Origin of the sequence: Collinsella aerofaciens (assembly GCF_040910325.1) — a bacterium.
GTDB lineage: Bacteria > Actinomycetota > Coriobacteriia > Coriobacteriales > Coriobacteriaceae > Collinsella > Collinsella aerofaciens_BL.
This window is the reverse complement of sequence record NZ_JBDGAV010000012.1, coordinates 35,786-50,113: the sequence shown is the minus strand read 5'-3', so window position 1 is coordinate 50,113 and position 14,328 is coordinate 35,786. Positions and strand designations below refer to the sequence as shown.

The following is a 14,328-nucleotide window of genomic DNA, read 5'->3' as shown; positions in this document are numbered from 1 at the left end:
TCCTAAGATGCTATGAATGAGATTTCCAACATACATGCGTTTGAAGACGAGGATTTTCTGCACGCTTGCTTTGTGTGGGGGATGGTCGTAGTCGGCGTGTTTGCCGTGTGCTTGGTGCCGGTGTTTATGTTGCTGGGTGGGCCTGCAGACTTGGATGCGGCTGACGCGGGCGGCTGGATGGCTGTCGTGGGCTGGATAGTCGGCTTGGCTGCGATCTCAATGGCGTCGTTCGCCGTGCACGAGCTGGTGCACGGTGTGTTTTTTAAGCTGCTGGCGCCTGCGGGCGCGAAGGTGACCTTTGGGGCGAATCGCGAGACGGCGATGATCTATGCCTGCGCCGAGGGCGTTGTGTATTCGCGCCGGCGGTACATGGCGGTTTGCCTGGCGCCGACGGTTGTTGTGACGGCGGCGCTTGCCCTGGGGTTTGCGTTTTCGGGCTATCCGCTGCTGTGCTACCTGGCGGCCGGCTTGCATTTGTCGGGCTGTGTGGGCGACTGGTATTACGTGCGGACCATTTTGCGCGACCGCCGCATTGTCGCCTGCGAGGATACGTCCTTTGGCGTGCGCTTTTTCGGGTGAGGAGATGTCGATGAAGCCGTTGTTGCTGCATGCGTGCTGTGCGCCGTGCTCTCTTGAGCCGGTCCGCCTGCTGCGCGAGGAAGGGTTTGAGCCCACAATCTGCTGGACAAACCCCAATATTCAGCCGCACGATGAATGGCAGCGGCGTTTGGACGAGCTGCGCCGGTGGTGTGCCGATGGCGACATCGAGCTTATCGAGGCGGGGGAGGACCGGGAGCGCTGGGAGGCCGGCGTGGCCCCGCTGGGCGCCGATCGAGCCCGTCGCTGTCGCTCATGCTATGCCCTGCGTCTGGCCGAGGCGTGCCGTGTGGCCCAGGAGCGCGGGTTTGAGTTTGTGGGCACGACGCTCGCCGTCTCGCCGTACCAGTTGTTCGAAACCTGCAATGATGTGTTGGAGCGTCTGGCTGCTGCCCGCGGTCTCACTCCGGTGATTCGCGATTTTCGCACGTATTACCCCGAGGCGACACGTCGTTCGCGCGAGCTGGGCATGTATCGGCAGAACTACTGCGGCTGCCGTTTCTCGGCCGTCGAGGCGGCCATGGACCGCGCCCGCATCCGCGACGAGCGCAAAGCCGCCAAAAAGTAGTTCACTTGGGACGTCAGCCTGCTAGGATGTAGAGCGGACTTTAGCTATATAAGGAGAATCCGACGTGTCTATGCGTACCGATGATTTTGACTATAACCTGCCCGAAGAGCTCATCGCCCAGGCGCCTGCCGAGCCGCGCGACTCCTGCCGCCTGCTGGTGGTTGATCGCAAAGGCTCCGAGACAGGAACGCCGTTAGGGCATGGCGGCACCGTCGAGCACCGCATCTTCCGTGACATCATCGACTATATCGAGCCGGGCGACGTGCTCGTCATCAACCAGACGCGCGTGATGCCGGCCCGTCTTATCGGTCGCAAGACGGGCTCGGGCGGCGTGGTCGAGACGTTGCTGCTCAAGCGCCGCGAGGATGTTGACCCGCTGGGCCATGTTTGGGAGTGCTTGGTCAAGCCGGGTAAGCGCCTGAAGCCCGGTGCTCAGATTGAGTATCGCGCCGGTGGCGCTCATGCGCCCGAGGGGGCTCCCGTGGTGCTGACGGCCGAGGTCGTCGACTTTGTCACCGATAGTCGCGGCGGCCGCCTGGTGCGTTTTGAGCCGGCCGGTTGCAATGCCGCCGGCGAGCCGCGCACGCTTGACGAGGCCATCCATGCTGCCGGTCACGTGCCGCTGCCGCCCTACATTACCGATTACGAGGGCGATCCCGAGAAATATCAGACCGTGTACGCCATGAAGGAGGAGCACTCGGCTGCCGCTCCCACGGCGGGCCTGCATTTTACTCCTGAGCTCATGGTCGCTATCGAGGCCAAGGGTGCCAAGTTTGCCGCCGTCGAGCTCGAGGTGGGCATCGATACCTTCCGCTTGGTGGAGGAGGACGATCCCACGCAGCACGTCATGCACACCGAGCGCTACCACGTGTCGCAGGAGGTTGTCGACGCCGTGCATAAGGCCAAGGCCGAGGGTCATCGTGTGATCGCCGTCGGCACTACCGCGGTGCGCTCGCTCGAGAGCGCGTTTGACACGGACGCGCCGGTGTCCGATCCGGCCGTGACGGCGCGCTATTTTGAAGGCCGCGAGGACGGGGCCGATACGCTTGGCCGCGGTGACATCGTGGTGCGCGAGAACGCCACGACGCAGCTTTACCTCATGCCCGGCTCGACCTATCACGTGGTCGACGCGCTGATCACGAACTTCCATGTGCCGCGCTCCACGCTCATGATGCTCGTGAGCGCGCTTGCCACCCGCGACCAGATCATGGATGCCTACGCCGCTGCCATCGAGGAGCGCTACCGCTTCTTCAGCTTTGGCGACGCGATGCTCATTTGTTAGTTACGCGGTTCTACGAACCGCGTAACTGCTCGACGCTGCGCGGGCCGCATTTGGACAATCTGACGTTCAACTTCAAGGGCGCGACCAGAAGGTCAGCGCCCTTTCGTTTCACGTCACCTTGTCTCAAATGCGGCCCGCTCGCTGTCGTTGCCAAAACATCGGCGTTGCCGTGGTTGTCGCTGTAGTCATTGGGTAGTCATTGGGTAGTCATTGGGGACGTTCTTAAATGACTAGTCAAAGAGGACACTCTTACGGCACTTGGCACTTGGGGACGTTCCTTTTGTGCCGGCACCTGGGGACAGTCCTTATGTCAAGAGATCAGTGCAAGAGGGATAGGTTGCCTTGCGTCGATCTAAATAAGTTGCGGTGAGATAGTTCTTGAATTGGCCTTTTTGGGGCTAAACAGAAACTTTCTCACCGCAACTGAGTTGAGGCGTTTTTTGGCAGCTGGTTTACTTGCTCGCGAACAGCCAGATCAGGATGATTACCAGAATCACGGCGACGATGCAGACGATGGCGCCAGTGAATTTGATACGTGAGTCGCGGGTACGCTCGCGCACCGCGTCCTCGGTGGCCTCGAGCTGGGCGACTTCTTGCTCGGTCTCGGCGTGTTCGGCTTTGTCTCGGGCCAAGGATCCTGCAAGCGACTCAGTGATCTCTGGATGGTCATGCACCTCGGTCGCCTGCTCGATGATCGACTGTGCATGTGCGGCATCTGCTTGGGCGTTGGCGATGCTTTGCTCTTGGTCGCGGCGTGCCTTGTCCTCGGCGGCTATCTTCTCGCGCAGTTCGCGCTGGCGCGTCGTGGCGGCAGTTTTCGCCGTCTGCAGCTCGTCGCGCGCGGCATCGGCCTCAGTCGTCACGGCTTGGTGTGCGCGTTTGGCTTCGGCAATGGGGGCTTGAGCCTGCTCGACGGCCTGCTCGGCTGCGGCAAGCGAGTGCTCAAGGTCGGCGGTGATGCGCGGGACATCTTCTTCGGCTTTTCGCAGGGCATCTGCCGTGTCGGAGATCTGCATCGAGAGCTCGCTGGTGCGCACCGTATAGTTGGCGGGATTTGCCGAGGGATTGCGTTGCAGCTCGGCATACTCATGACGCAGCGTCTCGAGCTGGGCGCGCGTGGCGTCGACGGTTTGTTGTGCGGCCGCAATGCCGGCGTCTCGCTCGGCCTTCACCTTGTCGCGGATGCGCTTGGAATCCTCAAGACGTCGAACGAGGCGGTTGCCGGTCTCGCGAGAGCTTGCCTCGCGGGCCTCCACGGCGTCGAGCGCGGCCTTCAGGCGGAGCTCAGTCGCGTCATCCTCTGTCTTCATTTGTTCGAACTGACCCTTGAGCTCTGTCGCTTTGGCGGCGTGGGCATCACGGTCAATCTCGGCTGCCGCGGCGGCCTTTTGCGCTGTAGCAATCGCTTGGCGCTGGTCGGCGACGATCTGGTCGTAGCGGCCTGCGATATCCTGGCGCGTCTCGAGTTCCTCGGCCTGATCGGCAATGCGCTGCTCAAGTTCGGTCAGGTGGGCGCGGGCATCGGCAAGTGCCTTTTTCGCGGCGTTCATCTCGCGCATGGCCGAGGCGCCCTGGGCGATAAAGGTGCCCACGGCGTTCGCGGTGTTCGAGACAGCGGTCCCCAGATCGCGGCTCGCGGCGGGGGAGTGCGGGGCGGTCGGGCGAGTGGTGTCGGCAGCGTCCGCATCGGCAGTCTGCGGCGCGGCGATATTGCCGGTACCGCCCTCGATCACAGAAAAGCCTGCTGCGTGCGGGTCGACCGCATCGGTGCCAATCGTGGGATGCTCGAGCTGCAGAAACGAGGGCATGGTGCTGCCCTGGTCGGCAACCGGAGTCTCGCCGGGTACGAAGGTCGAGGCTGCCTCGGCGGCCTCCTCTTCCTCGGCGTCAACGTCAGTGTCGGCCACGGCGTCTTTCATCGCTTTGACGGCATCCATCATGGAGTCCATGACGGCGTCGAGCTCTTCTTCCGAAGAAACCTCGATAGGGCCCGCAGCTTGCGGAGCGGCATCCTGTACGGGGTCGTCGTCCTGAGCGGGCGCATCGTCGTTTTGCTCGCCGGCATCTTCGGCGCCGGGGGTTTCCGCCGTAGCGCTTTCGTCCAAGATGGGGTCGTCGAGGTCAATATCATCGCAGGTCACAGCGTCGGCATCTGCAGTGACGTCTGCGGAATCATCAATATGCTGTTGAGTCTGGGGGTCCAGCTCGTCTGTCATAGGCATGTGCTCCTCATCGTAGTTTGTCACCCTATGATAAAGTCTCGCGCCGACATCCCGCGCGCTGCAGCAAAGTTTCAAAACGTGTTCGATGGCTCGCGTCGATAGCAAAAACTCGGCCACTTTATCCAGTTTGTACTTGACATTCCCTTCGCCGAAAGACGTTGCGCCGTTCGCCTGCCATGGGCTTTATTTTTCGCTTGAACCCGCTAAAGTTGCATTTCAGCTTTTGGCGCGTGAAGTTGGATGCGCGCAGTCGACGGGCAGGCCCGTCGCGATTTGAAAGGACTTTGTATGGGACTTTTCACTGGTAAGACCGTGATCGTTACCGGCGGCGGCAAGGCCACGCTTAAGGACGGCTCCGCTGGTTCCATCGGCTACGGCATCGATATCGCTTTTGCCAAGGAGGGCGCAAATCTCGTCATTACCGGCCGCAACGTTGCCAAGCTCGAGGCTGCCAAGGAGTCTCTCGAGGCCGAGTACGGTGTCAAGGTTCTGCCTGTTCAGGCCGATGTCTCGGCTGGTCAGGACAACGAGGCCGTCGTCCAGAACGTCATCGACAAGGCCATTGAGGAGTTCGGCCGCATCGACGCCGTCGTCAACAATGCTCAGGCTAGCGCCTCGGGCGTGACCATCGCCGATCACACCATGGATCAGTTTAACCTGGCCATTTACTCCGGTCTGTATGCTACCTATCTGTACATGCAGAAGGCCTATCCGCACCTGAAGGAGACCAAGGGCTCCGTGGTCAACTTTGCCTCGGGCGCCGGCCTGTTTGGCAACTATGGCCAGTGCAGCTATGCTGCCGCCAAGGAGGGCATCCGCGGCCTGACCCGCGTTGCCGCCAACGAGTGGGGCAAGGACGGCATCAACGTCAACATCGTGTGCCCGCTTGCTTGGACCGCTGCGCTCGAGAACTTCCAGGATGCCTATCCCGAGGCGTTCAAGGCCAACGTCCACATGCCGCCGGCAGGTCACTACGGCGACGTCGAGAAGGAAATCGGCCGCGTGGTCGTTCAGCTCTGCGGTCCCGACTTTAAGTACATGAACGGCGAGACCGTCACCCTCGAGGGTGGCATGGGCCAGCGGCCGTAGGGGTTACGCGGTTTTACCAAACCGCGTAACGGCTCGACGCTGCGCGGGCCGCATTTGGACAATCTGACGTTCAACTTCAAGGGCGCGACCAGAAGGTCAGCGCCCTTTCGTTTCACGTCACCTTGTCTCAAATGCGGCCCGCTCGCTGACTTATGCTCAACCTGCGGCGCCATTTTGCTTGAAGGCACCTTGCTCGCTCTGGCGGGTTTTCGCTGTCGGTGCCATAGCATCGGCGTTGCTGTGGCTGTCGGAAATGATCCGTTGTCGCAAGGGGCAGGTTTCCTTTGCACCAGTTTCTGTCGAGTCGGTGCTCTTTGCGGGTTGCCCGTATAATGGTTTGCGTATGAACCGCAACCAAGGAGTTCCAGTTTATGGACCAGAGCCTTTTTAAATTCGACCTGATCGCCGAGGATCCGACGACGCACGCGCGTGCCGGCGTGCTGCACACCCCGCACGGCGACATCGAGACGCCGATTTTCATGCCCGTGGGCACCAAGGCAAACGTCAAGGGCATTCCCACCGAGACCGTCAAACAGCTCGGCGCCCAGATCGTGCTTGCCAATACCTATCACCTGTCTATGCGTCCCGGTGAGGACACCATCGCCGAGCTGGGCGGCCTGCACAAGTTTATGAACTGGCACGGCCCTATCCTCACCGACTCGGGCGGTTTCCAGGTGTTCAGCCACAACGATGCGGTCAAGCTCACCGACGAGGGCGTGCGCTTTATCGTCAACGACTACGACGGCCGCCACGTGTTCTGGACACCCGAGGACAACATGGAAATCGCCATGAAGCTCGGCTCCGACATCTGCATGCAGCTCGATCAGTGCCCCGGCTATCCCGCCACGCGCGCCTACGTTGAGCGCGCCGTTGAGCTGTCGAGTATGTGGGCCGAGCGCTGCTATAAGGCGCATACCCGCGACGACCAGGCGCTCTTTGGCATCGTTCAGGGCGGCATGCACCTAGATCTGCGCCTGCGCTCGCTGCGCCATCTGGAGGAGTGCGGTGACTTCCCCGGTTACGGCATCGGCGGCTACTCGGTGGGCGAGGACCACGAGACCATGTTCGAGACCCTGGCACCGCTCGTAAGCGAGTACATGCCCAAGCACAAGCCGCGCTACCTGATGGGCGTCGGCAACCCCACCACCCTCGTGCGCGGTGTGGGCGTGGGCATCGACATGTTCGACTGCGTGCTGCCGACGCGCACTGGCCGCATGGGTACGGCGTTCTCCAGTGAAGGTCGCCTTAACTTCCGCAACGCGCGCTTTGCGCACGACGATGGTCCCATCGACCCCACCTGCACCTGCCCGGTGTGCACGGGCGGCTACAGCCGCGCGCTCATCCGTCACATGGTCACGCAGAAGGAGATGCTCGGCGGCATTCTGCTGTCGATGCACAACATCTACTACTTGCTCAACCTTATGCAGCGTGCTCGCCAGGCCATTATCGAGGGCCGTTACGGCGCGTTCGTGAGTGACTGGATGAACAGCCCTGCGGCGGTGGACTACTAAGGGCGACAGACACGCTTGCAGAGCGTGGGCAACGGCAAAGGCTGAGCGGCAGCCGCTCGTCACATCCGCGGACGCCGGCTGCGCGACCGCTGACCGATGCCTTGCAAGCGCATGATGCATCGTGGGTACCATACCGAATAGTTGATGTTCGGGCGGGTGTTTGACGCATGGCGTCGACCCCACCCGCTTCTATTTTCGATAGGAGTGCCCCATGATTAAGAATGAGAACGTCGAGGGCGAGCCTGCCTACGACGAGACGTACCGCCGTGGTCCCGTGGTCATGCGCGGCCCCATGATTCCTAAGGACAACACCTACGCCAACCTGCTGGCGCCCGAGGAGTCGACCGACTGGTTGCATGCCGATCCGTGGCGCGTACTGCGCATCCAGGCCGAGTTTGTCGATGGCTTTGGCGCACTTGCCGAGCTCGGGCCTGCGGTGACCATCTTCGGTAGCGCCCGTACGCCCAAGACCGATCCGCTCTACAAGGCGGCGCGCACGGTCGGTCGCAAGATCGCCCAGCGCGGCGTGGCGGTTATTACCGGTGGCGGCCCCGGCATCATGGAGGCGGCCAACAGGGGAGCGGCGAGCGTCAACGGCAAGTCAGTTGGTTTGGGCATTGAACTGCCGCACGAGCAGGGGCTCAACAAATACGTGAACCTCGGTATGGACTTCCGCTACTTCTTTGTGCGCAAGACCATGTTCGTCAAATACAGCTCGGGTGCCATTGTGTTTCCCGGTGGTTTTGGTACGCTCGACGAGATGTTCGAGGTGCTCACGCTGGTGCAAACGCACAAGGTCAAGCGCATGCCGCTTGTGCTGGTAGGCAGCGAGTACTGGCAGGGCCTATTCGACTGGCTTAACGGTCCGGTGCTGGACGCCGGTATGATCAGCCCGCTCGATCCCGAGCTCGTGCACATCACCGACGACCTCAACGAGGCCGTCGACATTGCCCTGAGCGGGCTGATGTAGATCAATCGTGCTCACGCGACATGAATACGCATGGCAATCTGATGTTATCTAACATCAGATTGCCATTTATATTGGGTATACTGGTGTAAAAGACGAGGGCGAGGAGGTCGCGTATGTCTACTGCAACGGTTAAGCCTACGACGGTTCGCATCGAAGAGGGGCTCAAGGAACAGGCGACTGAGTTCTTGGATTCGGTCGGCCTCAGCCTCAATTCCTATCTCAATCTTGCCGTTCGGCAGCTGGTAAATCAACGAAAGATTCCTTTTGAGATTGTAGGAAGGGCGGAGGTGACCAACGAGGCGACGAGGCGTGCCATGGTGATCGCCGAGGCTCATGAGTTGGGGATTTTGCCGGACGATAGCCCGTCATTCGATAACGTTGATGAGTTGATGTCGTTCCTCGATGAGGATTAGACGATGTTTGAAATTAAGGTCGAGGCTCAGTTTAAGGCCGACTATAAGCGAGCGATGCAGAGCCACCCGCAGCTAAAAACCGAGTTTAAGGCGGCAGTTGCCGAGCTTGCGGCACACGGCGTGCTTCCGGCAGAGTACGGTGCCCACGAGCTCTCCAACCCGGGCGGCAATTACAACGGTCACATCGATTTTCATCTTTCCGATGGCCTGGTCGACGTGGTCGTTCTCTACCTGCCGCATAAAACCAATCCGGTGATTCGACTGGTAAGAATGGGTTCGCATCAAGAGTTATTTCAGGGCCCACTGAGCTAGCCACTCACTTCTAAGTTGCGGTGAAATAGGGATTGATTTGCGGCTTATAAGCCAAAAACAGTCCCTATTTCACCGCAAGTGATGGAGATGTTCCGTCTGTTGACGCGGCATCTGGCTTTCCCTTGTGGCTGACTTCGTCTAAGAGCTCCGCTGCGATCTCGCTGTTTTTGAACCTGATGCTGCAGTCTTCGTTCTTTGGGAAAGCTAGCAGCGGGATCGTTCCGTACCAGACAGTTTCTTCGTCAATTATCGCTGCACACAAACGTCCTTCTGCTCTGATGGCATACTCGACGTTCATTTCGGCCAAAGTCTCTTTTGCATCTTCACGCGGAGTCGAGGCAAGGTAAATCTCAAGGGCAATCCCTCGGGCAGCGGCGCCTTTGATTGCATCGCCGAGCTTTGCAAGGCAGGCGGCAGATACGTAGGGCGCGGCAATGAAGATGCTCTTGGCGGCGTCGACGATGTCTTCAACCAATGTCTCTACGGCATTCGCCGGCTCTATGAGAATGTTTTGATCGGACTGCTCGCTGCCTCCGGTCGCGTAGACTTCGTACCCGAGCTTGGCGTAGGTCTTGAGTCTCTTCTGGCACATGCGGGCGAGCATGGGTATCGACAGGTCAACGTAGTCGAATATCTCAACCCGCTGTTTGCCGTCGTAGTTTCTATGCAGCCTGCCTGCCTGTTGCGTTACGCTGCCATCCCAGGCTATCGGCGTCGCAATAAACAAGTTGTCGAGATATGCAAGGTCGAACCCCTCGCTCAGGAGGCTTTCGGTGGCAACAATGATTCTGTGCTCGTGCTCAAAGCCGGGAAGCTTGCTCAATATCGCTTTCCTCTCTTTAGCATCGATTTCCCCGGTTAAGAGGATGGGCTCGTGTCCGCGGTCGCGAAAGAGCCTGCAAAGCTCCTCGGCATGCTTTTTCCTTTTTGAAAGCACAAGTGGATGTCGACCGCTTGATGCGGCTTCGAGGGCGTCGTCGACAATCAATTCATTTCTTGCCGTATGCGCGCACAGAAGGTCGAGAATCTGATTGAAGCTTGCACCGGGCTCGTAGGCCGGTAGTCGAATTCCGGTAAAACGAGGCCGTACGATGCGCTGGATGCCCTGCTGGATCGCTTGCGTTTTTGGATCGATGACATAGCGAAGCGGGCCGCAGAGCATGGAGAGTGCCCGCGTAAGACCGTCGGAGCGCTCGGGCGTTGCGGAAAGGCCGTATACGTATTTGGCCGGGGCAGACTTGAGAACAAGCTCGAGCTGCGGCGCGGCGGCATGGTGGCATTCGTCGCAGATAATGAGGCCGTAATTGCGAACAAGGTCCTTAACTATTGGCTCTCCGGTTTGGCGGTCTTTGCCAGACAGCGATTGAAATGAAGCGACGTCGATGAGGCCACTTACGGCGGTCTTGCCTCCTCCAATTTGCCCGATGAGCGGAGGCTGCTTTTTGCTGATTCGTCCTTTTGGGGTTCGGACGGGCTCCCTGTTGTCCGTAATGTCGACAAATCGCTCGAGCTGGGATTTCCATTGGGTTATGAGCGCGATCTTGGGAACGATGACGAGCGTTGGAAGACCAATGGCGGCAATAAGGTAAGCTCCGATGACGGTTTTACCGAAGCCTGTCGGAGCGGACATGATTCCGTCTTCGTATATGAGCATCTGATCAGCGGCGATTTGCTGCTCAGGGCGAAGGGCGCCTTTAAATGTCATCACAATTTGATTGTCAGATTTGCGTTCGTCTGAATAGTGGACAGAGACGCCGGTTTCTTGGAGCAGTCGCTCAAGTTGAGCTTTGCAGCCTCTGGGAATCGCGACGCAGCCGCCTCTAAGCTCGCTGAGGTCTATGAGCCGCGGTTTACCGAATACTGATTGATGCATAGATTGCGCGCGGAAGAATTCCGGGTTGGCGAATGTTGCGAGCCCGCGGATTTCCATTTGAGCCGCTGGACTCAGAGACTTCTCGGGGATGTACAGCATATCGGCTTGTGTGACGGGCAGCGATGAAGGAAAGTCCCGCGATGTGAGCGGTAGCCGTTTGCGGGGCGTTTGGGCATACCGTTTGGTCTTGTTTGCCACCGTAACTGTTGCTAGCCCGTGTGGGTTGTCCCCAGTGGTTTCGATCAGATTTTGCACTGTCGAGCGCGGAATCAGCTGGACTTGCGACAGATAAAGCCATTGGTCGGGAAAGGGCTCGAATTGTTCGTCTACAAATACGCTGTTTCCTTCACGTTGTGCCTTGCCTTGAAAGGGAAGTGCGATGAGGTTTCCAAAGCCTCCATCGGGGATAGTGACCTGAGCGGGGAGCATTCGATCAAAGGCCTCGAACGTGATTGTTTTATTAAGCACCGCGGCTTCGGTTATGAGGTAACTTCCAAACTCTCTGGCAGCCTTTGCGTCGATTGGCTCGAGGAAGAAAAACCAGATGTGTGCGCCGTTGCCGGACCTTGAGCGCTCAACGGCGGCGTTAATGCTCCGTCGTTTTGCAACAAGCCGTACGGCATTTGTTGCCTCTTTCCAGTCCGCTTTGTCAAAATCGATGACGAGAACTTTCGTGTTGCAGTCCCTGTCGAGAACATATTGCCCAAGGACATCGCGGAACCGGTCATCGTTGCCTTTAAAGTGAGCAATGATTGCGGCATCGCTTAATTCGGGGAAGATGCGATTGCCGCATTCTGCGCATTTGACTCTTTGATGGGCTGCTTTGGGGCAAATTCCCGACTTCCACTCGTTTGCGCAAGCGGGCGTATAGCCGATACCTCCGTCTTTTCTGCGATATCCATGAGCGTAAACATCTTTACGTCCGGTAAAGAGACTGCGAAAGAGCTCGAGTTTGTCACGTGCTGGGCTCGCGCTGGTGACGATGCCCTCGATTCGCGCTCGTTCATCGAACAAAGCGCCAGCTTCTTCCCACTCTTCAAGTGTGGCGTAGCGTACGTCTGAACCGTTGTTGCAAATGACGATTTGTCGGTGTGGGTCCGAGGTGTGCGCGATCGTCTGATCGTATTTAAATTGTGCGGTCCCAAAGAGGGCGTATTGATGTAAAGGCTTGGACATTCGAATGCCGTACTCTCGTCTTAAAGGAGTTTATTGAGATGAGAGTACGGCATTTCGTTTTTTTGGGATACTCGACATCGATTTTGGTTCGGCAACGGTGGGTTGTCGCTCCGTGAACGGTGCCTGGCCCGCGCCGGAACGTGTGGCTGCTGGTCTTAAATGGCTTTAGCGGTCATGAGATGGGCTGGAGGCGTGGGGGTCAAGCCACCAGGAGACCCCGTGGTCAAAAAATGGCAAATATGAGTACTGTTGCTAGGATAGAATCATATCATTTGGAAAGTATTTAAGACCAATTGGCTGCGATTGCATATATCAACCCCCTAAACACGACGATTCGGTGCTTTATGGAGCTTGAAAATCGGTGGAAGTGGGCAATTTCAGCGAAATTTTGCTGTTACTAAAATTGTGACAGTACTCATATTTGCCGTTTTTTCCACTGGGTATCGTCGGGGGCCAATTAGAGCTCCCCGTACAGCTGGGAACGCGCCGATTGCCAGCAATATCTTGTATGCGGATGGCGCAGCAAAAAAGTTGCGGTGGAATAGGGATTGATTTGCGGCTGATAAGCCAAAAAACAGTCCCTATTCCACCGCAAGTGGTAAAGGTGCCTCTAGTGAACGGGCTGGTAGCGGGGGCAGTAGCTGATGGCGATGGCGTCCACGCCCACGTGGGTTGCGATGGTGCAGCCGATGGGGCCGGTGCCGGCGTCGACGTAGTCTTGGCCCGCGAGCGCTTGGTTGACGAGTTCCTGCTCCTCGGCAGCGCCGGTCGTGAGCACGCGCACGCTCGAGCCCGGGTGCTCGGCCAAAAACGCGAGGCAGTCGGCCATGGTGTTGGCGACGATGCGCTTAGAGCCGCGACCCTTCTTGATGGCCTTGATCTCGCCCGACTGCCACTCCGGCGAAACGGCCAGGCGAATGTTGAGCATCTGCGTGAGCTGGCCGGCGAGCTTGGGGGCGCGGCCGTTCTTGACCAGGTTCTCGAGCGTGCGGGGAATCAGCAGCAGATGGGCGTCGGGCAGCGTTGCGCGGATTTGCGCCTCGGTCTCGTCCAGGCTGCGGCCGTCTTCGCGCATGGCCAGCGCGTACTCCACCAGCAGGCCCTCGGCGCCCGAGCCGGTGCGCGAATCGATGCAGCGCACGTCGAGCTCGTGGGTCTCGGCGACCAGGCATGCGTTGGAATAGCAGGCGGACCACTCGCTGCACAGCGAGATAAAGATGGCGCTATCGTGGCCGTCGGTGCGTACGCGGTCAAAGAGTGCCTTGAACTCGCCGGCACTCGGCTGCGAGGTGTGCGGCAGCTGCTCGGAGTCGGCCATGCGGGCGACGTACTCCTGGGCGGTAATCTGCACCTGGTCGAGCAGGTCCTCTCCCTCGATAATCACATGCAGCGGAATTACGTAAATGCCGAGCTCTTGAGCACGGGCGGGGGAGATGTCCGACGTGGAGTCGGTTATGATGGCAAAAGACATAATTGCACCTTTCGTTGGGGCGCTTGCGTGCCGCCTTCTGAGAGCAAAGTGCGACAAGTATAGTGGAGTTGCTCTACATTGCTAGGTTCAATTGTTGAATAGTCAACAGTTTGAAGTGACGGTGTGGAAATCATCAACTGGGGAAGAGGGATGCCGATGGAGGCGCTGGAGATATGCAGGCGGCCGGTTGTGCTGTTCGATTTCGATGGCACGGTGGCCGATACGGGTCGGGCGGTGATGACCTCGACGCGCAAGACGCTGGCTGCACGCGGGTTTTCTGAGGTGCAGATGGGTGACCTGCGCCGCATGATTGGGCCGCCCCTGTGGAAGAGTTTTCACGACTTTTATGGCTTCTCCCGCGAGGAGTCGCTTGTGGTGGCAGACGAGTACCGTGCCTTTTTTGATGAGCTGGGACCGGAAGAGTACCCCGTGTTCGATGGGATCCCCGAGCTGCTGGATGGGTTAGCCGCCTGGGGCAAGCGTATGGCCGTGGCGACGTCGCGCATGGAGGCAAAGTGCATCGACATGGTGCGTGAGCTCGGGCTTTCGCAGTTTGAGGCGGTGGTCGGCATGAACCCTCCGCAGGGGCGCGAGACCAAGGCCGATTCGGTTCGCGACGCCCTGGCGGCGCTCGGCGCGACGGCGGGCGATGCCGTGATGATCGGCGACCGCTTTAACGACGTTGAGGGCGCGCACGCAATGGGCGTGCCGTGCATCGGCATCTATTCGGGTGCGGCGGCGCCGGGGGAGCACGAGGCGGCGGGTGCCGATGCGGTGGTGCACTCGGTGGCCGAGCTTGCTAAACTTTTCGCTATCTAATAGACGTAATGTGAGGGGCGGGCGT

At 59.2% G+C, this 14,328-nt stretch carries 12 protein-coding genes; 9 read left to right on the top strand and 3 right to left on the bottom strand.

Going from position 1 to position 14,328, the window contains the following annotated elements:
- Window positions 1-12 precede the first annotated feature (12 nt).
- From AB5Z25_RS06425 to queA, 3 genes are all read left to right on the top strand, one after another.
- Window positions 13-579: a DUF3267 domain-containing protein gene (locus AB5Z25_RS06425; RefSeq protein ID WP_138375224.1), complete on the top strand. Its 567-nt coding sequence runs from the start codon at window positions 13-15 to the stop codon at window positions 577-579.
- 10 nt (window positions 580-589) lie between these two features.
- Window positions 590-1,165 carry an epoxyqueuosine reductase QueH gene (locus AB5Z25_RS06420; protein ID WP_138375223.1) on the top strand — a complete coding sequence of 192 codons (576 nt, stop codon included), beginning with the start codon at window positions 590-592 and terminating at the stop codon, window positions 1,163-1,165.
- Window positions 1,166-1,235: 70 nt separating this feature from the next.
- Window positions 1,236-2,447: a tRNA preQ1(34) S-adenosylmethionine ribosyltransferase-isomerase QueA gene (gene queA, locus AB5Z25_RS06415; RefSeq protein ID WP_368135091.1), complete on the top strand. Its 1,212-nt coding sequence runs from the start codon at window positions 1,236-1,238 to the stop codon at window positions 2,445-2,447.
- A gap of 452 nt (window positions 2,448-2,899) precedes the next feature.
- Here the strand turns inward: queA and AB5Z25_RS06410 are convergent, their stop codons facing one another.
- The gene (locus AB5Z25_RS06410) at window positions 2,900-4,663 is read right to left on the bottom strand and encodes a coiled-coil domain-containing protein (RefSeq protein WP_368135077.1); all 1,764 of its coding nucleotides are present in this window, start codon (window positions 4,661-4,663) and stop codon (window positions 2,900-2,902) included.
- A 294-nt stretch (window positions 4,664-4,957) separates the two neighbouring features.
- Between AB5Z25_RS06410 and AB5Z25_RS06405 the strand changes: the two genes are divergently transcribed.
- The 5 genes from AB5Z25_RS06405 (at window position 4,958) to AB5Z25_RS06385 (ending at window position 8,964) form a co-directional block, all read left to right on the top strand.
- On the top strand, window positions 4,958-5,758 hold the full coding sequence (locus AB5Z25_RS06405; RefSeq protein WP_006235414.1) for an SDR family NAD(P)-dependent oxidoreductase: 801 nt from the start codon (window positions 4,958-4,960) through the stop codon (window positions 5,756-5,758).
- A gap of 371 nt (window positions 5,759-6,129) precedes the next feature.
- A complete protein-coding gene (tgt, locus tag AB5Z25_RS06400; protein WP_055285790.1) occupies window positions 6,130-7,269 on the top strand; it encodes a tRNA guanosine(34) transglycosylase Tgt in 1,140 nt (379 codons plus the stop codon).
- A 211-nt stretch (window positions 7,270-7,480) separates the two neighbouring features.
- Window positions 7,481-8,239 (top strand): LOG family protein, encoded by a 759-nt coding sequence (locus tag AB5Z25_RS06395; RefSeq protein ID WP_035137311.1) that lies wholly within the window; start codon window positions 7,481-7,483, stop codon window positions 8,237-8,239.
- Window positions 8,240-8,352: 113 nt separating this feature from the next.
- The gene (locus AB5Z25_RS06390; RefSeq protein WP_368135076.1) at window positions 8,353-8,652 is read left to right on the top strand and encodes a type II toxin-antitoxin system RelB/DinJ family antitoxin; all 300 of its coding nucleotides are present in this window, start codon (window positions 8,353-8,355) and stop codon (window positions 8,650-8,652) included.
- A 3-nt stretch (window positions 8,653-8,655) separates the two neighbouring features.
- The gene (locus AB5Z25_RS06385) at window positions 8,656-8,964 is read left to right on the top strand and encodes a type II toxin-antitoxin system RelE/ParE family toxin (RefSeq protein WP_195535161.1); all 309 of its coding nucleotides are present in this window, start codon (window positions 8,656-8,658) and stop codon (window positions 8,962-8,964) included.
- 64 nt (window positions 8,965-9,028) lie between these two features.
- Here the strand turns inward: AB5Z25_RS06385 and AB5Z25_RS06380 are convergent, their stop codons facing one another.
- On the bottom strand, window positions 9,029-12,013 hold the full coding sequence (locus tag AB5Z25_RS06380) for a TOTE conflict system archaeo-eukaryotic primase domain-containing protein (RefSeq protein ID WP_368135075.1): 2,985 nt from the start codon (window positions 12,011-12,013) through the stop codon (window positions 9,029-9,031).
- 610 nt (window positions 12,014-12,623) lie between these two features.
- Window positions 12,624-13,484, bottom strand: coding sequence for a DegV family protein (locus AB5Z25_RS06375; RefSeq protein ID WP_368135074.1), 861 nt, complete (start codon window positions 13,482-13,484; stop codon window positions 12,624-12,626).
- A 156-nt stretch (window positions 13,485-13,640) separates the two neighbouring features.
- On the opposite strand from AB5Z25_RS06375, the gene AB5Z25_RS06370 reads away from it, so the two are divergent.
- Complete coding sequence (locus AB5Z25_RS06370) at window positions 13,641-14,303, top strand: HAD hydrolase-like protein (RefSeq protein ID WP_368135073.1); 663 nt, start codon at window positions 13,641-13,643, stop codon at window positions 14,301-14,303.
- Window positions 14,304-14,328 lie beyond the last annotated feature (25 nt).

Bases quoted from the DNA above. Each gene is read 5' to 3' on its own strand.
- queA (WP_368135091.1), top strand. From the start codon at position 1,236: ATGCGTACCGATGATTTTGACTATAACCTGCCCGAAGAGCTCATCGCC.
- AB5Z25_RS06390 (WP_368135076.1), top strand. From the start codon at position 8,353: ATGTCTACTGCAACGGTTAAGCCTACGACGGTTCGCATCGAAGAGGGG.
- AB5Z25_RS06405 (WP_006235414.1), top strand. From the start codon at position 4,958: ATGGGACTTTTCACTGGTAAGACCGTGATCGTTACCGGCGGCGGCAAG.
- AB5Z25_RS06375 (WP_368135074.1), bottom strand. From the start codon at position 13,484: ATGTCTTTTGCCATCATAACCGACTCCACGTCGGACATCTCCCCCGCC.
- AB5Z25_RS06370 (WP_368135073.1), top strand. From the start codon at position 13,641: ATGGAGGCGCTGGAGATATGCAGGCGGCCGGTTGTGCTGTTCGATTTC.
- AB5Z25_RS06420 (WP_138375223.1), top strand. From the start codon at position 590: ATGAAGCCGTTGTTGCTGCATGCGTGCTGTGCGCCGTGCTCTCTTGAG.
- AB5Z25_RS06410 (WP_368135077.1), bottom strand. From the start codon at position 4,663: ATGACAGACGAGCTGGACCCCCAGACTCAACAGCATATTGATGATTCC.
- AB5Z25_RS06385 (WP_195535161.1), top strand. From the start codon at position 8,656: ATGTTTGAAATTAAGGTCGAGGCTCAGTTTAAGGCCGACTATAAGCGA.
- AB5Z25_RS06395 (WP_035137311.1), top strand. From the start codon at position 7,481: ATGATTAAGAATGAGAACGTCGAGGGCGAGCCTGCCTACGACGAGACG.
- tgt (WP_055285790.1), top strand. From the start codon at position 6,130: ATGGACCAGAGCCTTTTTAAATTCGACCTGATCGCCGAGGATCCGACG.
- AB5Z25_RS06425 (WP_138375224.1), top strand. From the start codon at position 13: ATGAATGAGATTTCCAACATACATGCGTTTGAAGACGAGGATTTTCTG.
- AB5Z25_RS06380 (WP_368135075.1), bottom strand. From the start codon at position 12,013: ATGTCCAAGCCTTTACATCAATACGCCCTCTTTGGGACCGCACAATTT.